This window comes from Isoptericola nanjingensis (genome assembly GCF_050311635.1).
Classification (GTDB): domain Bacteria; phylum Actinomycetota; class Actinomycetes; order Actinomycetales; family Cellulomonadaceae; genus Isoptericola; species Isoptericola nanjingensis.
In genome coordinates, this window is the sequence record NZ_JBNOZL010000004.1 from 87654 (window position 1) to 106309 (window position 18656).

Here is an 18656-nt window from a genome sequence, read left to right on the forward strand (position 1 = left end):
TCGACCACGTCCGCGCCGGGGCCCGTCCATCCTCAGAGGGTGGGCGGGCCCTGGCGCACCCGCTCGAGCAGGCGTTCGGGCGTCGCCTCCGCCGGGTCCCACCAGGAGTCGACGAACCAGGTCGCCCCGGCCTCCGCGAACGCGCGAGCCTGGTCGCGGGCCTCGGCCGCGTCGGACGGGAGGAGGCCGGACGCGACGACGTCGAACGGTCCGGCGTCGGGCGCGCGCTGCTCGGCGATCCACGCGGTGAGTTCGCGGACGGCGTCCGGCCCGGCCTCCGCCTCCTCCGGCGTCGCGCCCCGAGCCTGCACGACGATCCCGTCCCAGCGCAGTGTGCGGTGCAGGTTCTTCAGGGGCGGGTTCGTGGCGTCCCAGACGCCGACCGGCCACACGGGGATGCGGCCGCGCACCGGGGGAGCGGCGAACCGGAACGGCCCGGTGCGCACCTGCGCGCCGTCGGCCTCGAACGTCTCGCCGGACCACGACGTGCGCAGCCACTCGAGCGTCTCGTCGAGCGCCTGCGCCCGGTCGCGCAGGGCGGTCACCTGCCCCGGGACGGACGTGAACCCGCGGTCGTCGAGCACGCCGACGCCGGCCGGGAGCACGAGCCGCCCGCCCGACAGGTGGTCGACCGTCAGCGCGCGCTGCGCCAACTCCCACGCCCGGTGCCGTGGCACCGCGAAGACCATGGCGCCGAGCGTGATGCGCTCCGTCACGGCCGCGGCGCCGGCGAGGACCGCGAACGGGTCCCAGGCCGTCAGGGCGTCGCCACCCCAGTCGCCCATGCTCATCCCGTCCCAGCTGAAGAAGCCGTCCCAGCCGTGCTCCTCGCACTCGCGGGCGAGGGCGACGTTCTGCTGCGGGGTGCCGAAGCTGCCGACGAAACCGAACCTCATGTGCGTCTCCTTCGTCGTCCTGGGGTCTGCGTCGACGCTACGCGCGGCGTCCGACACGGCCGTGGCACACGGGGAACGTAGGGTGTCCGGGTGCCTGACGAGAACGAGAAGCCCCTGGTCGAGATGTGGACCGACGGTGCCTGCAAGGGCAACCCCGGCATCGGCGGCTGGGGTGCGCTGCTGAAGGCAGGGGAGCACACCAAGGAGCTCTACGGCGGCGAGACCGTCACGACCAACAACCGCATGGAGCTCACCGCCGTCGTCGAGGCGCTGCGCGCGCTCAAGCGGCCCAGCACCGTGGTGATCCACGTCGACTCCTCGTACGTGATGAACGGCATGAAGTCCTGGATCGCCGGCTGGAAGCGCAACGGCTGGACGACGGCGGCCAAGAAGCCCGTGAAGAACGTGGACCTGTGGCAGGCGCTCGACGCCGAGGTGACCAAGCACGACGTGCGCTGGGTGTGGGTCAAGGGGCACGCCGGCGACCCGGGGAACGAGCGCGCCGACGCGCTCGCGAACCTGGGCGTGGACTCCGTCCGCTAGGTGCGACGGACGTCACGCCGCAGGGGGTGGCGCGCGCTAATAGGCTGGACCCATGGCTTCCCACTACGACGTCGTCCTCCTCGGGGCTGGCCCCGGCGGCTATGTCGCCGCGATCCGTGCGGCCCAGCTCGGCAAGTCCGTCGCCATCATCGAGGAGAAGTACTGGGGTGGTGTCTGCCTCAACGTGGGCTGCATCCCCTCCAAGGCGCTGCTGCGCAACGCGGAGCTCGCCCACATCTTCAACCACCAGGCCGACTTCTTCGGCATGTCCGGTGACGTGACGTTCGACTTCGGCAAGGCGTTCGACCGGTCCCGCGAGGTCGCGGACGGCCGCACCAAGGGCGTCCACTTCCTGATGAAGAAGAACAAGATCACCGAGCTCGACGGCCGCGGCACGTTCCGCGACGCGAACACCATCGAGGTCGCGCTGAACAAGGGCGGCACCGAGACGGTGACGTTCGACAACGCGATCATCGCCACCGGCTCGCAGGTCAAGCTGCTCCCCGGCGTCGAGCTGTCCGAGAACGTCGTGACCTACGAGAAGCAGATCATGACGCGCGAGCTGCCGGAGTCGATCGCCATCGTCGGCGCCGGCGCCATCGGCATGGAGTTCGCCTACGTCCTCAAGAACTACGGCGTGGACGTCACGATCATCGAGTTCCTCGACCGTGCCCTGCCGAACGAGGACGCGGACGTCTCCAAGGAAATCGCCAAGCAGTACAAGAAGCTCGGCATCAAGCTCCTCACCTCCACCGCCGTCCAGACGATCAAGGACAACGGCTCGTCCGTCACCGTCTCCTACAAGGGCGTCAAGGACGACAAGCCCGGCGAGATCGTCGTCGACAAGGTCCTGTCCGCCGTCGGCTTCGCGCCGAACGTCGAGGGCTTCGGCCTCGAGAACACCGGCGTCCAGCTCACCGAGCGCGGCGCCATCGCGATCGACGACCACATGCGCACCAACGTGCCGCACATCTTCGCCATCGGGGACGTCACCGCCAAGCTCATGCTGGCGCACGTCGCGGAGGCGCAGGGCGTCGTCGCCGCCGAGACCATCGGCGGGGCCGAGACCCAGACCCTCGGCGACTACCGCATGATGCCGCGCGCCACGTTCTGCTCCCCGCAGGTCGCGTCGTTCGGCCTCACCGAGCAGCAGGCCAAGGACGAGGGCTACGACGTCAAGGTCGCGTCCTTCCCGTTCATGGCCAACGGCAAGGCCCACGGCCTCGGCGACCCCACCGGCTTCGTCAAGATCGTCGCCGACGCCAAGTACAACGAGCTGCTCGGCGCCCACATGATCGGCCCGGACGTCTCCGAGCTGCTGCCCGAGCTCACCCTCGCGCAGAAGTGGGACCTCACCGCCGACGAGGTCGCGCGCAACGTGCACACGCACCCGACGCTGTCCGAGGCGATCCAGGAGTCCATCCACGGCATCGTGGGGCACATGATCAACTTCTGACCGACAGGTCAGGGCCGGATCGCACGTCAGAGGCCCGGGTTCGCGGAGCTCCGCGGACCCGGGCCTCGTACCGTCCGGCGTCGTGCCGCCTGTCGTCCGTCCTCAGGAGGTGACGCGGACCTGCAGGTCCCTCTGGCCGTTCACGACGCGGGTCATGACGTCGGACGTCCGGGTCCGCTCGTACGTGGTCCTGCCGCTGCCGATGACGAGGCTCAGCTCCAGCTCGTCGTTGCGCAGGTTGCCCGCCAGCAGCTTCTGGACCGAGTCGAACGACGTCGGGCCGTAGAACTCGTCCTGGAACGAGTTGCCGCCGACGACCGTGACCACGCCGCTCTTGCCCTTGAGGCTCTTCGGGATCGTGAAGTCCTGGCGGAAGACCGATCGCGTGGCGCCGTCGGTGCCGAGCAGCCGGGTCCGCAGGACGAGGGTGTGGCCGGCACGGACCTTCGCGGTCTTGCCGGTCACGTCGATCCAGCGGCCGCCCGTGAGCTGCTGGATCGACGTCACGCGGAACCGCTCGCGGAAGTTGCTGACCCTGACCTCGTTGGTCACCCCGGTGAGCTTGACGTTCGAGACGGACGAGAGCGTGCCCACCACGGTCGGGAGGTCGAAGGCGCCCGCGGAGCCGACGTCCTCGGCCGACTGGTACCGGTCGGCGTACCGCAGCCGGAAGGGGCTCCCGCTGCGGGTGCCGGTGATCGTCCAGGCCTGCGTCTCGGTGCCGCCGGCGACCCCGTCCACCACGCGGTCGTGGTTCGCCATGCCGGCGAGGAGGGTGACGTCCGCGAGGGCGGTCGGGTCCAGCACCTGCGTGGTGCCGGTGCGCGTCCTGCTGCCGTGGGCCACCGTCGACCGGACCGGGGTGGCGGTGGGCGAGGCGCCGAAGGTGCCGGCGATCCCGGCGAGGCGGTCGTCGGTGACGGTCCCGCCGACGTCGCCGAGGTTCGCGACCTTGAACGGCACGCCCAGGGGGTCCTCCTGGACGTAGACCGCGTCGGCGGCCGCCAGCCCCAGGCGCGTCGTGCCGGTGAAGTTCAGCGGGTGACCGAAGGCGACCACCCGGTTGCCGCAGACCGAGGTCGCGGTGCCGATGCCGGCGAAGGTGATGTCGCCGTGCGACAGCACCGCGGCCACGTTGCCGCCCGCGACCACGGTGTCGATGCCGGCGGCCGCCGTGCCGCTGGACCGGCCGATGCGGTAGGAGTCCGGGGTCACGAGCTCGCTGCCGCCGGCGGCCTTGACCGCCGTGCGGGCGCGGGCCAGGTCGATCCCGCCGACGCCCATCGGCATCGGCAGCTGACGCAGGCCCTGGGCGGCCTCGGAACGTGTCACGTCGGTCTCGGCCGCGATCCGTGTCGCCAGGCGGGAGCTCACCGCCACCTCGGGCGCAGCCTTCGCGGCACCGAGGTAGCCCTGCATGTCCCCGAACGGCGTGATGCCCGCCACGGGAGAGCTCCCGGCGGCGAGCCCGTAGGCGACCGCGCCGATCAGCCGCCCGTCCTGCGCGTACACCGGCGACCCCGACATGCCCTGCCAGATGCCGCCCGCCGCGTCGATCGCCGGCGACTCGAGCTTGGCGACGATCATGTCCAGGTCCGGCGCGATGCCGTCCGACAGCACGCCCAGCACCTCGCCGGTGAACGACTGCGGGGTGGTGCCCTTGCTCACCGTCAGCCCGGTGACCGGCGCCCCGCTCACGACGTCGGCGACCGGGTACGGCGCCGCGCAGTCGGGGGCGGGCGCCGCCGTCGCCGAAGGGCCGACCGCCACCAGCCCGGCCAGCACCAGCGCGCCGGCGGCGCCGGACGCCGTCAGACCGGCCGCACGGCGACCGGCCCCGGATCCGGGCAGCCGTCGCCGGCTGCGAGTCGCAGGGTGTCCTTCGATGGGGGGAATGGGCGCCGTCGCCCGGCCGTCCCCTGCGGCAGATGTCGACATGGCCACAGCATCGTTGACCGGACGTCCCGTCGTTCCGGTGAACACGGGTGAATTCTCCGTCGGCCGCTGGCCGATCTTGCTCTGGGGAGCACCGTCCCCAAGAATCAGGCAGCCGTGTGCGCATGCCGCGGTTCCCGACCGCCCGGACGACGGAGACGAGCAACGGTGAAGTGGACCCTGCGGGAGGGCCGGAGAGGCCGGTCGTCGATGTCGGTGGACGAGTTCTGGGAGCTCGTGTCCGTGACGGGCGGGCAGGTCGACGACGACGCGCTCAGGCCGCTGCGCGACGCGCTGGGATGTCTGAGCCCGGGCCGCATGACGGCGTTCGGCGATCACTTCCGCGCAGCCCTCAAGGCCCTGTATACCCCGGCGCACCTCGAGCAGCCCGTGCGGGACGTCGACGGCCCGCCGGGCGCTGTGCTCCCGATGTCCGACGACGTCTTTCTCTACATGCGCTGCGCGGTGGTCGGCGCCGGTCGGCAAGCGTGGAAGCGCGTGGTCGCGGATCCCGCCGCGCTCGCCGCGCGACCGTGGCAGATGGCGGACGGCGAGCTGCTGCTGGCCCTCGTCGAGGACGCATACGACGACCGCACGGGTGAGGTGTTCGAGCTCGATCCGAGCGGCGATGTGAGCGCTGACTGGCTCGAGATCGGGTGTGGGCTCGACATCAAGGTCCCGGACCCGGCGGCCGGCCGCTGGGCGGACCTGACGTTCACCGACGCGCTCAACGCAGACGCCGGTTGGCGTTCCTGGTGGGACCGCAGCGGCCGTGACAAGCTCCGGCTGTACCCGTTCGTGACGCCGCAGCCCTCTGGTGCCGCGCGGGTGCGACGTCGTCGCCGGAGCATCGACGTTGAGATCGAGCTTGGCTCGGCGTGGCGCCACGGCCACCACCCCCAGCAACTCGCCGACGCCGCGGTGCGCGAGATCCAGGACCTCGTCGAGTTCGCAGCAGCCCAGGCGCGGCTTCCCGCCCATCCGGACTGGCCGGCTATCGGACCGGTGCCCGACGACCTGTCGGACTACGGGTCGGTGGGGGACGACGTGACCCAGGCCGACCTGCGCGAGGCGTTCTTGGCGATGGGGTTGTCGCCGGGCCAGGCGGACGAGCTGCTGGCGGCGTCGGACGTCGGGGAGGGCCGAGCCTGAGGAGCCGCCACCAGCACTCTCGCCGTCGGGCTGCGCAGTGAAGGGATCGCGCGCTACGAGAGCGTACGTGTCACGTGCTCGAGCCAGCGGCTCACGGTGGCCAGCTCATCCTCTGTGAACCCTTCGGCCAGGCGGTCGTTCAGCTCGGCCAGGGCGGCGCGGACGTCCCCGAGCGCCGCGGTGCCGGTGGGCGTGAGGTCGAGGCGGACGGTGCGCCGGTCGTCGGGGTCGGAGCGACGGCGCACGAGGTCGGCGCGCTCCATGCGGGCGAGCAGGCCGCTGGCGCCGGCGGGGGAGGCCTGCAGGGCGGCGGTCACCTCGCCGATCGTCGCGCCGGGGTGGTCGGCGAGGTGCAGCAGCACGCCCGCGGCGGGGGCGCCGAACCCCTGGCCGCCGTTCCCGGCGGTGTGCGCGCCGCCGCGCCGCGCGATCCAGCGCCGCATCTGGCGTTCCGCCGCGGTGGTGAGGAACACCAGCCGCGACGGGCGGCGCGTCATCGTCGCGGCTTCCTGGCACGGAAGCGGACGTTCCCGTCCTCCTGGGCCGGGGCGGCCCCGGCGCGGGCGTCGAGCCAGGCGAGGAGCTCGGTCCACAGCGTGTCGCGCAGGCCTCGGCGGAAGAAGCCCATGTGCCCGATCGTGTCCACGCCGCCGTCGGCGGGGCTCCAGGTACGTCGTTCGACGCGGGCGGCGGTGAGGCGGTCTGTGATCGCGTCGATCTGGGCGGGCGTGGCCCACGGGTCGTCGGTGAACCCGACGGCGAGGACGTCGCCGGTCACACGCGCGGCGTCCGCGGCGGCGGTCATGGTCGGGTCGTCGAAGAAGTAGTGCGGCATGGTCGACCAGCGGCTCCACTCGAGCATCGCGGCGGCGGGCATGTCCTCCCCGAGGCTCAGGCGGCGCCCGGGGACGTAGCCCAGCACCCGGGCCGTGGCGGGGCCGAGCACCCGCAGGATCAGCCGGACGCGCGCCCGCTCGGCGCGGTCGGGGATCGTGGACGTCGCGGCGACGTGCGACGCGACCGTGACGAACCCGGCCAGGCCCCGCGAGCCGTTCCCCAGGGCCAGCGCGTGCCCGCCGATGCTGTGTCCGACCGCCAGCTGGGGTACGTCGCCGAACCGCGGGCGAGCCCACGCCGCGACCGCGGGGACGTCGTCGGACATCCAGTCCCGCATGCGCAGGCCGCGGTGGTCGCGCGGGCTGCCGGACCGGCCCGTGCCGCGGTAGTCGTACGTGATAGCCACGTAACCGCTGGCGGCGAGGAACTCCGCGAACCCCGTGTACAGGCGCTCGGGCACCGCCGTCGCGGGGTGGATCACCACGACGCCGCGGGGCGACCCGTCGGCGGGCTTGCGCACCGTGCCGACGACCCAGCCGCCCGCGGGGATCTGGATCCGCAGCTCCTCGGACTCGACCGTCGTCGTGTCTTCACTTCGCATGCGAAATACCTTAGCGGCCCGCGCCGGTCCCGACGGACCCGCATGGTGATCCGCGCCGTGCCCTGACCTGCGGAACCGCTACTGTTCGCGCCATGACTGCCCCGCAGAACCTCCCCGGTGCACCGGCTCGCCCGGTCGCGGTTCCCCGTCCGGACGCCTCGGCCGGCTCCCTGGGCACCGGGTTGTTCTTCCTGGTCGTCGGGGTGGCGCTCTCGGCCTTCGGCATGGTGGCGTTCGGGCTTCTGGCCATCGTGATCGGCGCCATCCCGCTGGCTGTCGGTGTCTACCGCGCTGCTCGGAACCTCGACTCCATCGCGGCGGTCACCTACAACGAGTCCCTCCGCGGCGGCAACGGCTGATCCCCTTCGTCTCTCTCGGCCCGCTCGGTCGCGAGAGAGGCCCGCCCCGAGCTCTGCTCGGGGCGGGCATCCTCCCGTCGTGCCAGGGACGTCAGGGGCGGCCCGTCACCCGCTGGGTGGACGGCTCGCCGGCGACGAGCGGCGCGATGGTGATCGCGTCGATGTTCGGCGCGAACGCGTCGGGGTTGCCGAACCGGAGCGACCGGTCCGCCGTCGCGAGGGTCACCGGGACGGTGCGCTCCCAGAAGCTGTCCCACGAGAACGTGTAGCGGAAGTGGGTGGCCCCGGCGACGGCGCCGCCCTCGGTGACCTGCAGCTCCCGGTCGACGACCTGCGGGTTGTAGTCGTGCTTCCCGGACAGCTCGGCGTTGGCGTACCGCACGGTGACGTCGTAGTCGCCGGCCGCGTCGAAGCCGGCGGCGCGGGCGATCTCGAGGTAGTTCTCCTCGCCGTCGCCGAGCCACTCGACCACCTTGCCGCCCGAGGCGTTGGAGCCCGACGCCGCGGACTTCGTGGCGACGACGGCGGTGCCGTGGAGCGCGGCGTCCTCGGCCTGGACGGTGACGGCCGCGTCGTCGGGCGCGCGCGTGGTCGTCACGGCGCCGACGAACGACCCGGCGTCGGAGGTGAGCTCGAGCTCGTTGATGCCCTCGGCGAGGTGGATGCGCGCCGTGGAGGTCCAGGCGCCGGGACCGCGGACGGCGAACGACGTGGCCGGGCGCCCGTTGACCGTCAGGGTGAGGTCGGACGCCCGCGTGGTGGTGTGCCGCACGGTGACGTCGTAGTAGCCCGACTCCATCGCGGTGGCGTACACCTCCGCGCGCTGCCCCTCGCCCTGGACGCGGGCGAAGCCGCGGGCGTTGCCGCGGTCCCAGTCCAGGCGGGCCCCGCCGGCCAGGCGCATGGTGCTCGCCGGGTAGGCGGTGGGCTCGCCGTCGCTGACGTCGGTCAGGACGAGCTTGTCGAGCGTGATGTCGGCGTTCGGCAGGAGGGTGGTGCCGTCCTCGCTGGCTCGCAGCGAGAGGACGTGCTCGCCGGCGGTGAGCTCGACCTGCACCTCGGTGCTGCCCCGGTACTGCCACTTCTGGGCGTCGGTGAGCGCGAGGTCGGCGGTGTACTGGACCGGCTGGTCGAGCGCGCCGTCGACGAAGAGGGCGTGCCGCCCGGGCACGCCCGGCGTGGCGCCGATGACCTGCAGGCGGTAGGTGCCGTCGCGGGGCACGGTCACCGTCCAGTCGGCGCGCGACGTCGCCTTGTCGAACGAGCCGACGTCACGGCCGCCGGAGGCGAGGAACTTCCAGCCACCGCCGCCCTGCGGGTCCTGCTCGTAGACCTGGGCGTCGGTGAGCGCGGTGTCCTCCGCCTCGACGCTCGTCGTCCAGACCTCGGGCGCCGCGTCGGCGCCCCGCGCCGGCGTCACGACGACCTGGTACGCGGCGTACCGGTCGTAGGGGTCGAGGTCGAGCTCCAGCCCGCCGTCGCGCACCTGGGCACCGTCGATCCTCTGAACCACGCGCGGGGTGTTCGCCAGCCCCTGCGCCCCGGACAGCGTGACCTCCCGGACCTCGACGTCGACCTTCTGGCCGAAGGTGCGGCGGTCGAGGCCGGTCAGGTCGAGGCGGACGTCCTCGTCGGTGCCGCCCAGCAGGACGGTCGCGCGGCGATCGTCCTCGTCGATCGCGCCGATGCCCTGCAGGGTGTCGACGGTGTCGGGGTGCGGCGGGTCGACCTGGACGGTCTGGCTGCCCTCGAGGTCGCCGTACCACTTGAACATCCACCAGCCGGCGTTGGCGCCGCCGGCGCGGGCGGTGTTGTCGGACAGGTTCCCCGCGTAGTTCCAGTAGGCGGTCTGGGCGTCGACCTTCTCGTCCTCGAACATCGACAGCCACTGCACGAGCTGCCCGGGCACGCCCATGTCGCGCAGCATCCCGTACTCGGTGATGTTCACGTGGATCGGGTCGATGCCGAGGTCCTGCTCCAGCTGCCGGTAGTCGCGCATGTGGGAGCGGAAGGTGGCGAGGTTGTCGATGCCGAGCTCGTGCCAGATGAACACGTCCGGCAGGACGCCGTGGGCCTTCGCGTACGTGAGGTAGTCGGCCGACCGCTCGGGCTGCCAGCGGGTGTCCCCGGGGCCGCCGACGCGGGCGTGGCCCAGCCCGTGCCGGTCGTAGACCTCCTGGATCTTTTCGTACGTGGCCTGCCAGTCCGCGAGGAACTGGTCCTTCTGCGCCGCCCAGTCCGGGTACCAGTTGCCGCCGTCGGGCTCGTTGAAGGGGATGAACAGGTACTTCTCGGGGTGGTCGGACTGGGTGGCGACGGCCTCCGTGACGAACTCGACGATCTCGAGGTAGTCCCACACGCCGTTCGGCTCGTCGACGTACGTGCCGGTGGCCTGGTCGTAGGTGCGGGCGTCGCCGGGGCGCCTGCCGCCGTTGTACGACCAGTCGGGGTAGTAGTCCTGGATGTAGATCGCCAGCTCCTGGCCGTGCTTGGCGAAGAACCCGTCCTCGATCGTCAGCGCGTCGCCGCTGGGGTGCTGGGTGCCGTACGGCGCCTTCTGGGACGAGTTGGTGATGTGGGCGCCGTCGATGAGCGCCTGCGTGGGCACGCCGTCGTCGCCGAAGCCGTACAGCGTCCCGGTGGCGCCGCCGCGGAAGCTGCCGGTGGTCTGCGAGAAGGCGACGGACAGGACGTCGGGCACGGGTCGTTCTCCTTCGTCGGTGGCGGACGCCGCCCATCCTGCCTGGGCGGAGAGGCCGAGTGCGGCGGCCGCTGCGACGGCGACGGCGCCTCGCCGGACGCCGAACTGATGCACGCTTTCACGTGGCTGGGGCACGATCCACTCCTTCGTAGGTCTGATAGCGCCTGGACGGTCGATGTCGGGCGCCGTGAGCCATGAAAGCGTGAATCACGTTCGACCACAAGAGCGGGCCGCGGTCGCGTAACCTTGCGGCGTGAGCCAGGTCCCGAGGGTGAAGCCGCCCGTCATCGCCGACGTCGCCCGCGTGGCGGGCGTGTCGGTGCCCACCGTCTCGCGCGTGCTCAACGGGACGGTGCCCGTCAGCGCGGAGCGGCGGGAGCGGGTCATGGCGGCCGTCAAGAAGCTGGGCTTCCGCCCCAACGGGGCCGCCCGGTCGCTGGCGAGCCAGGCCGGCTCGATGATCGCCGTCTTCGCGGGCAACACCACGCGCTACGGGTACGCGGCCACCATCCAGGGCATCGAGGAGGCCGCGCGCCAGGCCGGCTACATGGTCGTCATCTCCGTGGTGGAGACGGCCGACGGCGCCACGGTCGAGCGGGCCATCGATCACGCGCTCGGACAGCCCCTGGCCGGCGCCGTCGTGCTGGAGTTCGACCCACCCGGCGTCGCCGCCCTCGCGCAGATGCCGTCCTGGCTGCCCGCGGTCGCCGCCGCGTCCGGCGGCTCGTCGGACGAGGCGATCTCGCACGCCTACATGGACGACCGGCACGCAGCCATCCAGGCCACGCGCTACCTCCTCGACCTGGGGCATCGCACCGTCCACCACGTGGCGATCCCGTCCATGGGGGTGGAGAGCGCCCGCATGGTCGGGTGGCGCGAGGCGCTGCGCGACGCCGGGATCGAGCCGCCGCCGGTGATCCACGCGGGCTGGGACCCGCTGGCCGGCTACGACGCCGGCGTGCGCCTCGCCCGGGACGACGGCGCCACCGCGGTGCTGGCGGGCAACGACGAGCTCGCCATCGGGGTGATGAAGGGGCTGGTGGACTCCGGCCGTTCGATCCCCGGGGACGTCAGCGTCATCGGCTTCGACGACCACCCCCTGAGCCAGCTGTGGGTGCCGCCGCTCACCACCGTCCGGCAGGACTTCGTCGGGCTGGGCCACCAGGTCTTCGGCCTCCTCGTCGGCCGGATGGAGGCGGGCGAGCCGCGACCGTCGGTGCGCATGGTGCCCGACCTCGTCGTGCGGCAGTCGACCGGGCGGCCCGCGTCGCGCTAGTCGCACGACCGCAGGTGCCGCGACCTGGGGGAACGGCGGAGGGGATCGGCCTGCACGCGCCGCCGTGCCGACGTCGCGCCCTGAAATCGACGATCAGATCTCACCCAAGATGACGCCGTCTTGGCTTGCATTCTCAGATGATCGACGCTTTCATAGCGTCATCGACGACGCGCCATGGTGGCGAAGGAAGCGAGGCAGCGATGCCGGATCGGGCCGACGAGGGCCAGGAGCTGATGACGTGGGGTGACGGCGCCCTGCGGCTGGTCGTGCGCCGCCCCCAGGACGGCCCGGTCGCCGTGTCCCTGGTCGCTGCGGGCGCACGACGCGGCCCGGCGGCGCAGCCGCTGGTCGAGGTCCTCGCCGTCGGGCACGGGCACCGTTCCGCCAACCTGCGGAACACGGCCACCGAGATCGGCGCCCGGCTGCGGTACGTGGGCCACGAGGTGACGGGCGAGCCGGGCTGGGAGCGCCTCGAGGTCGTGCAGCGGGACGACGCCGGCGGCCTGGAGGTGCACTCGTTCCTGCGCGCCCGCGTGGGGGGCTCGTCCGTGCAGTCCTGGACGACGGTGCGGAACACCGGACCGGCGACGGTCCAGCTGCAGGCCGTGTCGTCGCTCATGCTCGCCGACCCGTGCGGCCCCGACGCGCTGGACGACGTCGAGTCGATCGAGGGCGACAGCGAGTGGCTGGGGGAGTGGCGCTGGTCGTCCCGACCCGTGCGGGGCCAGACCGGCCTGCCCGCCCTCGGCCTGACCTCGCACCAGCGCCAGGACTCCCGCGGTGCGCGTGCGGTCGTCAGCCACGGCACCTGGTCGTCGGGGGAGCACCCGCCCGCGGGGGCGCTCACCACGGCGACGGCGAGCCTCGCGTGGCAGGTCGAGCACCCCGGGCCCTGGCGGACGGAGCTCGGCGTCCGGCTCGCCGCGGACGACCGCGAGGTGCTGGTGCTCGGCCTGCTCGGGCCGACCGACGCCGACCACGCCTGGCTGCGCAGCCTGCGGCCCGGCGAGGAGTTCACCTCGGTGCCCGTGTCGGTCGCCTGGGCCGACGGCGACTGGCAGGCCGCGGTCGGCGAGCTGACCCGCCACCGCCGGGCGGACCGCCGTCCCGCCCGCGCCGCCGGCGCCGTCGTCTTCAACGACTACATGAACACGCTCATGGGCGACCCCACGACCGACAAGCTCCTGCCGCTGATCGCGGCGGCGGGCGAGGCCGGTGCCGACTTCTTCTGCGTCGACGCCGGCTGGTACGACGACGGCGGCGACTGGTGGGACTCCGTGGGGGAGTGGCAGCCGTCGCACGTGCGCTTCCCCGACGGCGGGCTCGACCGGGTCCTCGACGCGATCCGGGCCGCCGGCATGGTGCCCGGGCTGTGGCTCGAGCCCGAGGTGATCGGCGTCCGCAGCCCGCTCGCGGCGCAGCTCCCCGAGGACGCGTTCCTGCAGCGGAACGGCACGCGCATCGTCGAGCACGGCCGCTACCTGCTGGACCTGCGCGACGAGCAGGCGCGCAAGCACCTGGACGACGTCGTCGACCGCCTGGTCGACGAGCACGGCGTGGGCTACTTCAAGCTCGACTACAACGTCACGCCGGGCCCCGGCACCGACCGGGACGCCGACAGCGTCGGCGACGGCCTGCTGCGCCACACCCGCGCGTACCTGACCTGGCTCGACGGCGTGCTCGCACGGCACCCCGGCCTGGTCGTCGAGAACTGCGCCTCCGGGGCGATGCGCGCCGACAACGGGCTGCTGTCCCGGCTCGAGCTCCAGTCGACCACCGACCAGCAGGAGCCCCTGCGCTACCCGCCCGTCGCAGCCGGCGCGCTCATGGCCGTGCTGCCGGAGCAGGCGGGCAACTGGGCCTACCCGCAGCCCTCGATGTCGGACGCGGAGATCGTCTTCACGATGGTGACCGGCCTGTCGGGCCGCCTCTACCTGTCCGGGAAGCTCGACGGGATGACCGCCCGTCAGCGCACCCTCGTGGCCGAGGGCGTGCGCGCCTCGCGGGCCTGGGACGACGCCGCGCGCGACGCGGTGCCGGTGTGGCCGCTCGGCCTCCCGGACTGGGAGTCGCCCTGGGTGGCCGTCGGGCGGTCCACCGCGACCGAGACCCTGCTCGCCGTCTGGTGGCGCGGCGGGGACGAGCACGAGATCTCCGTCCCGGTGCCGCCCGGCACCGTCGAGGCGGCCTACCCCGCCGACGGCTCGGTGTCCGGGCTCGAGGCGGACACCGAGGACGGGTACCTGAGGCTGCGCGCAGCCTCGGGGGAGCCCGGCGCACGAGTACTGAAGATCCGCCATCAGGACGCGCGGTAGCACCACCGTCGTCCAGCCAGGTCCCGGCGTCATCGCTGACGACGGGCGAGTTCCGAGGAGCTGATATGAGGAAGTATCTGACCGGCGCGGCAGCCGCCGCGGCCGTGGCGGCACTGGCACTGACCGGCTGCAGCGACCCCACCGCGGGCGGTGGCGCCGACGCGGGCGAGACCCAGGCCGCCGACTGGCCCGAGCAGACCGCCGACCTGACCGGCACCACCCTGACGATCTGGGCCGCCCAGAACTCCAACACGGTGCCCGAGGCGGTCACGGCCGCGTTCGAGGAGGCCACCGGCGCGAAGGTCGAGATCGTCACGATCCCCGACCCGTACGAGCAGGGCATCCAGACCAAGGTCGCCACCGGCGACAAGCCGGACCTCGCCTTCTGGCAGCCGACGGCGTCGATGCTCACCGCGATCAACGCCCCCACCAACCTGCAGCCGCTCGACGACGCCCCGTGGCTCGACTCCTACAGCCCCGAGGTCAAGGACATCACCGGCACCCTCGACGACACCCGGTACGCCGCGCTCATCACGAGCCCGGCGGTCCAGGGCGTCTACTACAACAAGAAGGTCTTCGCCGAGCACGGCATCGAGGACACCCCGAAGAGCTGGGACGAGTTCGTCGAGCTCGGCCGCACGCTGAAGGGCGAGGGCGAGACCCCGTTCTTCGAGATGGCCGGCGACCGGTGGGCCACCCAGTGGTGGGTGCAGGTGCAGCTCGCCGACGCCGCGGCCGACGGCCTGTGGGACCGCGTCAACACCGGCGAGGAGAAGTTCACCGACCCGACGATCCTCGGCGCCATCGAGACCTACCAGGGCCTCATCGACGACGGCCTGTTCAACGACGACATCAAGACCGCGACGCTGGAGGACCAGGCCGACGCGCTCCTCGCCGGCGACGCCGCCATGGCCGTGCAGGTCAACTCGTTCTTCGGCCAGCTGCAGGCCAAGGCCGACACCGCGGAGCTCGACGACGCGATCGGGTTCTTCCCGATCTCGCCCAGCGGCAACGTCGCCACCGTGATCCCCGACCAGTCCAACGCGCTCGTGGCGTTCAAGACCGGGGACGCGAAGCGCGAGGCCGCGGCGCGTCAGCTCCTGTCGTTCTGGCTCGGTGACGGCTACGCGGACTTCGTCGCCGACCGGGACACCGTCTCCCTGCAGCCCGACGTGCCCACGCCCGACGGCGTGCCGCAGGCGCTGCAGGACGTCCACGCATCGCTCGCCGACTCCGTCGGGTCGATGCAGTCGCTGGCCGTGGCCAACCCCGACCTGTACATCTACCTGGCCGACATGATCCAGGGGTCCACGACGCCGGAGCAGGTCGCCCAGCAGACCCAGGACCAGTTCGCCCAGCTCGCCCGAGCCCAGGGCGTCGAGGGCTTCTGAGCCTCGTTCTTTGAGCCTCGCTCTCTGAGCCGAGCCGCGCCGCCGGGGCGGGCACCCGCCCGCCCCGGCGCCGCCGAAAGGTGATGCACCGATGACCGCGACCCTCAGCACAGGCGCGCCGGCCCGCCCGGCGCCGCAGCCCCGGCGCGCCGCGCCCGGCAGGGACGAGCGCACCCGCAAGAACCACCCCGCGTGGTTCCTCCTCCCCGCCTTCGTCGTCCTGGGCGTGTTCTTCTTCGTCCCGACGATCTTCAACTTCGTCTACGCGCTGACGGACTGGTCGAGCTTCAAGGCCTCGATCTCGTTCGTCGGGCTGCGCAACTTCGCCGACCTGCTCAGCAGCGGCACGCTGCTCGCGTCGCTACGGATCACGCTGGTCTACGCCGTGCTTGTCGCCATCTTCCAGAACCTGTTCGGGCTGCTGCTCGCGCTCCTCCTCGAGCGCGACACCCGCGTCAACCGGTTCGCGCGCGTCATGTTCTTCGTCCCGGTGATCATGTCGGCGCTCGCGGTCGGGTACGTCTTCCAGGCGATGCTCAAGCCGGACGGCGCGGTCAACGGGATCCTCAGCACCGTGCTCGGCACGGACGTCACCATCCCGTGGCTGGGGAGCACCACCTGGACGCTGGTCGTCGTCGCGCTCATCCACTCGTGGAAGTGGATGGGCCTGTCGATGCTCATCTACCTGGCGGGCCTGAAGACCATCAACGAGGACGTGCTCGAGGCCGCCCGCCTTGACGGCGCCTCCGCGTGGCGCACGTTCCGCGACGTCCGGTTCCCCCTGCTGGCGCCGGCCATCACCTTCAACGTCGCCACCGCGCTGCTCGGGTCGATGAACGGCTTCGACATCGTGCAGGCCACGACCGGCGGCGGCCCGGCCCGGACCACCGAGCTGCTCAACATCTTCATCTTCCGGACCTTCGGGCAGGGGCTGTTCGCGCAGGCCACGACGATGAGCCTCGTGCTGTTCGTGGTGGTCGTCGCCCTCGCGTTCCCCGTCATCCGCACCCTTCGCAAGCGGGAGGAAGTCCTGTGACCACGCAGACCGCTCACCCGATCACCCGCACCCACGCCGTCCGACGCCCGACCGGCGGGCGGACCGGAACCTGGCGCCGGGTCCAGCCCGTCGCGGCGCTGCTCGCCGTCGTCCTGCTCATCGGCATGCCGCTGTGGATCGTCGTCGTCACCGCGGGCAAGACCCAGGCCGAGGCGCTCAACCCCAACCTGTCCCTGCCCTCCACGTGGCAGTACCTGGAGAACTTCGCCGCCGTCTGGGACCAGGGGCGCGTGCCCGCGGGCTTCTTCGGCAGCCTCCTGATCATGGTGCCCGCCGTGATCGGCGTGCTCGTGCTCGGCTCCCTCGCGTCCTGGGTGCTGGCCCGCCGCACCACCCGCGGCTACGCCGTGCTCTACGCCCTGGCGATCAGCGGCATCGTGCTGCCCCCGGCCGTGGTGACCATCGTGCTGCTGCTGCGCCAGCTCGGCCTCGCCGGCACCGCGATCGGCATGATCGGCGTCTACATGGGCATGTACATGTCGACGGTGATCTTCTTCGTCACCGGCTTCGTGCGGACCATCCCGCACGAGCTCGAGGAGGCCGCCCGCGTCGACGGCGCCCGGCCGCTGCGCGTCTTCGGCACGATCATCCTGCCGCTGCTGGTGCCCGTGCTCTCCACCGCCACGATCCTCATCTGCCTGTACGTGTGGAACGACGTCTTCTACGCGTTCTTCGTCGTCGGCGGGCGGCTCGACACCCTGCCGCTCAACCTCTTCCAGGTCGCCAGCGCCGGGCTCTATCTCGACAACTGGCACCTGATCTTCGCTTACGTGATCCTCATGAGCCTGCCGCTGCTCGTCGTCTTCGTCATCGCGCAGCGCAAGATCATCTCGGGCATCACCTCCGGCGCGGTGAAGTGAGCTGAACGCGACCTGGCAGATCTCGCCGCCCCGAGCGGTCGACTGCGGCATACCGGGCAGAATGGGGGCGTGACACCGCAAGCCGAGTCGCCGCGGGCCGGGGACGAGCCAGGTCTGGCGACGAGCCGATCGCTCCGGCGTCGTGGTTCGTCGGTCACGATGCACGACGTCGCCGCGCGTGCGGGGGTCTCGATCAAGACCGTCTCCAACGTGCTGAACGACTACCACTACCTGCGCGAGTCGACCAAGGCCCGGGTGTACGAGGCGATCGACGAGCTCGGGTACCAGCGCAACGTCGCCGCCCGGAACCTTCGGCAGGGGCGGACGGGGAGGATCGGGCTCGCGGTGCCGGAGCTGTCGCTCTCGTACTTCGGGGAGCTCGCCGACCTGATCATCCAGGAGGCGGCCGAGGTCGGCCTCGAGGTGCTCATCGAGCCGACGGCCGGCAGCAGGGAGCGCGAGATCGGGGTGCTGGCCAACGCCCTGGACAAGTCGAGGGACGGCCTCCTGTTCAGCCCGGTCGGCCTGCGTCCCGAGGACGGCAGGCTGCTGCGGGTCGACTACCCGCTGGTCGTGCTCGGTGAGGGCGTGTTCGTGGACGACGTCGACCACGTGACGATGCGCAACGTCGACGCGGCCCGCGCCGCGACGGACCTGCTGCTCGACCGGGGGTGCCGGCGCATCGCGGCGATCGGGGCGCACCCGGGCGAGACGGCCAGCTCGGCGTCGCTCCGGCTCGACGGGTACGCCGCGGCGCTGCGGGACCGAGGGGTGGAGTACGACGAACGGCTGGTGGGCCCTGCCGGGGACTGGCACCGCCGCAACGGCGCGGACGCCATGCGGGCGGTGCTCGACTCCGGGGTCCGTCCCGACGGCGTCTTCGCCTTCAACGACACGCTGGCGCTCGGCGCCATGCACTTCCTGCAGCTCCAGGGGGTGCGGGTGCCCCAGGACGTGCAGGTCGTCGGCTTCGACGACGTCGACGACGCGCAGTACTCGCTCCCGGGCCTGACGACGATCTCGCCGGGGCGCGCGGAGATCGCCAGGACGGCCGTGCGCCTGCTCGACGCCCGCATCCGCGGCACGGGTCCCGAGGAGCGCCAGCTCCACCTCGCGGAGTTCACGGTCGTCGAGCGGGGGAGCACCCGGCCGGCCCCGTTCGGGCGGGTCTGACCGCCCGGTCCTCGCGCCGCGCCGCCGCGACGTGCACGTTTGACAGCCAGATGCGGGTCCTCACATACTCGTTCCTACAACGTTGTCCTACAACGTTGTAGGAA

15 protein-coding genes are annotated in these 18656 nt (G+C 72.1%); 10 read left to right on the forward strand and 5 right to left on the reverse strand.

What is annotated here, in order from left to right; translation table 11 throughout:
- Nucleotides 1-32: 32 nt before the first annotated feature.
- The gene (locus tag ACQP6G_RS08660; RefSeq protein WP_429763878.1) at nt 33-896 is read right to left on the reverse strand and encodes an LLM class flavin-dependent oxidoreductase; all 864 of its coding nucleotides are present in this window, start codon (nt 894-896) and stop codon (nt 33-35) included.
- Nucleotides 897-986: 90 nt separating this feature from the next.
- On the opposite strand from ACQP6G_RS08660, the gene rnhA reads away from it, so the two are divergent.
- Nucleotides 987-1439, forward strand: coding sequence for a ribonuclease HI (gene rnhA / locus ACQP6G_RS08665; RefSeq protein ID WP_429763879.1), 453 nt, complete (start codon nt 987-989; stop codon nt 1437-1439).
- Between the two features lie 52 nt (nt 1440-1491).
- Complete coding sequence (gene lpdA / locus ACQP6G_RS08670; RefSeq protein ID WP_429763880.1) at nt 1492-2895, forward strand: dihydrolipoyl dehydrogenase; 1404 nt, start codon at nt 1492-1494, stop codon at nt 2893-2895.
- A gap of 102 nt (nt 2896-2997) precedes the next feature.
- On the opposite strand, the gene ACQP6G_RS08675 is transcribed toward lpdA, so the two are convergent.
- On the reverse strand, nt 2998-4680 hold the full coding sequence (locus tag ACQP6G_RS08675) for a SpoIVB peptidase S55 domain-containing protein (protein WP_429763881.1): 1683 nt from the start codon (nt 4678-4680) through the stop codon (nt 2998-3000).
- A 318-nt stretch (nt 4681-4998) separates the two neighbouring features.
- Here ACQP6G_RS08675 and ACQP6G_RS08680 point away from each other — a divergent pair, with 318 nt between their 5' ends.
- A complete protein-coding gene (locus ACQP6G_RS08680; RefSeq protein ID WP_429763882.1) occupies nt 4999-5982 on the forward strand; it encodes a DUF4240 domain-containing protein in 984 nt (327 codons plus the stop codon).
- Nucleotides 5983-6035: 53 nt separating this feature from the next.
- On the opposite strand, the gene ACQP6G_RS08685 is transcribed toward ACQP6G_RS08680, so the two are convergent.
- Both ACQP6G_RS08685 and ACQP6G_RS08690 read right to left on the reverse strand, forming a co-directional pair.
- Complete coding sequence (locus ACQP6G_RS08685) at nt 6036-6479, reverse strand: MarR family winged helix-turn-helix transcriptional regulator (RefSeq protein ID WP_429763883.1); 444 nt, start codon at nt 6477-6479, stop codon at nt 6036-6038.
- Nucleotides 6476-7420 (reverse strand): alpha/beta hydrolase family protein, encoded by a 945-nt coding sequence (locus ACQP6G_RS08690; RefSeq protein WP_429763884.1) that lies wholly within the window; start codon nt 7418-7420, stop codon nt 6476-6478. The genes ACQP6G_RS08685 and ACQP6G_RS08690 overlap by 4 nt, the downstream gene beginning before the upstream one ends.
- A gap of 92 nt (nt 7421-7512) precedes the next feature.
- On the opposite strand from ACQP6G_RS08690, the gene ACQP6G_RS08695 reads away from it, so the two are divergent.
- The gene (locus ACQP6G_RS08695; RefSeq protein WP_429763885.1) at nt 7513-7779 is read left to right on the forward strand and encodes a hypothetical protein; all 267 of its coding nucleotides are present in this window, start codon (nt 7513-7515) and stop codon (nt 7777-7779) included.
- Between the two features lie 91 nt (nt 7780-7870).
- Here ACQP6G_RS08695 and ACQP6G_RS08700 read toward each other — a convergent pair whose 3' ends face one another.
- A complete protein-coding gene (locus tag ACQP6G_RS08700; protein ID WP_429763886.1) occupies nt 7871-10480 on the reverse strand; it encodes a hypothetical protein in 2610 nt (869 codons plus the stop codon).
- Nucleotides 10481-10733: 253 nt separating this feature from the next.
- Here ACQP6G_RS08700 and ACQP6G_RS08705 point away from each other — a divergent pair, with 253 nt between their 5' ends.
- From ACQP6G_RS08705 to ACQP6G_RS08730, 6 genes are all read left to right on the forward strand, one after another.
- Complete coding sequence (locus ACQP6G_RS08705; RefSeq protein ID WP_429763887.1) at nt 10734-11756, forward strand: LacI family DNA-binding transcriptional regulator; 1023 nt, start codon at nt 10734-10736, stop codon at nt 11754-11756.
- Between the two features lie 200 nt (nt 11757-11956).
- Nucleotides 11957-14071: an alpha-galactosidase gene (locus tag ACQP6G_RS08710; protein WP_429763888.1), complete on the forward strand. Its 2115-nt coding sequence runs from the start codon at nt 11957-11959 to the stop codon at nt 14069-14071.
- A 65-nt stretch (nt 14072-14136) separates the two neighbouring features.
- Nucleotides 14137-15462: an ABC transporter substrate-binding protein gene (locus ACQP6G_RS08715; protein WP_429763889.1), complete on the forward strand. Its 1326-nt coding sequence runs from the start codon at nt 14137-14139 to the stop codon at nt 15460-15462.
- A 91-nt stretch (nt 15463-15553) separates the two neighbouring features.
- On the forward strand, nt 15554-16498 hold the full coding sequence (locus ACQP6G_RS08720) for a carbohydrate ABC transporter permease (protein WP_429763890.1): 945 nt from the start codon (nt 15554-15556) through the stop codon (nt 16496-16498).
- Nucleotides 16495-17379, forward strand: coding sequence for a carbohydrate ABC transporter permease (locus ACQP6G_RS08725; protein WP_429763891.1), 885 nt, complete (start codon nt 16495-16497; stop codon nt 17377-17379). The genes ACQP6G_RS08720 and ACQP6G_RS08725 overlap by 4 nt, the downstream gene beginning before the upstream one ends.
- Nucleotides 17380-17448: 69 nt before the next feature.
- Nucleotides 17449-18552: a LacI family DNA-binding transcriptional regulator gene (locus tag ACQP6G_RS08730; RefSeq protein ID WP_429763892.1), complete on the forward strand. Its 1104-nt coding sequence runs from the start codon at nt 17449-17451 to the stop codon at nt 18550-18552.
- Nucleotides 18553-18656: the final 104 nt, after the last annotated feature.

Bases quoted from the DNA above. Each gene is read 5' to 3' on its own strand.
- ACQP6G_RS08660 (WP_429763878.1), bottom strand. From the start codon at position 896: ATGAGGTTCGGTTTCGTCGGCAGCTTCGGCACCCCGCAGCAGAACGTC.
- lpdA (WP_429763880.1), top strand. From the start codon at position 1,492: ATGGCTTCCCACTACGACGTCGTCCTCCTCGGGGCTGGCCCCGGCGGC.
- ACQP6G_RS08685 (WP_429763883.1), bottom strand. From the start codon at position 6,479: ATGACGCGCCGCCCGTCGCGGCTGGTGTTCCTCACCACCGCGGCGGAA.
- ACQP6G_RS08690 (WP_429763884.1), bottom strand. From the start codon at position 7,420: ATGCGAAGTGAAGACACGACGACGGTCGAGTCCGAGGAGCTGCGGATC.
- ACQP6G_RS08695 (WP_429763885.1), top strand. From the start codon at position 7,513: ATGACTGCCCCGCAGAACCTCCCCGGTGCACCGGCTCGCCCGGTCGCG.
- ACQP6G_RS08710 (WP_429763888.1), top strand. From the start codon at position 11,957: ATGCCGGATCGGGCCGACGAGGGCCAGGAGCTGATGACGTGGGGTGAC.
- ACQP6G_RS08715 (WP_429763889.1), top strand. From the start codon at position 14,137: ATGAGGAAGTATCTGACCGGCGCGGCAGCCGCCGCGGCCGTGGCGGCA.
- ACQP6G_RS08720 (WP_429763890.1), top strand. From the start codon at position 15,554: ATGACCGCGACCCTCAGCACAGGCGCGCCGGCCCGCCCGGCGCCGCAG.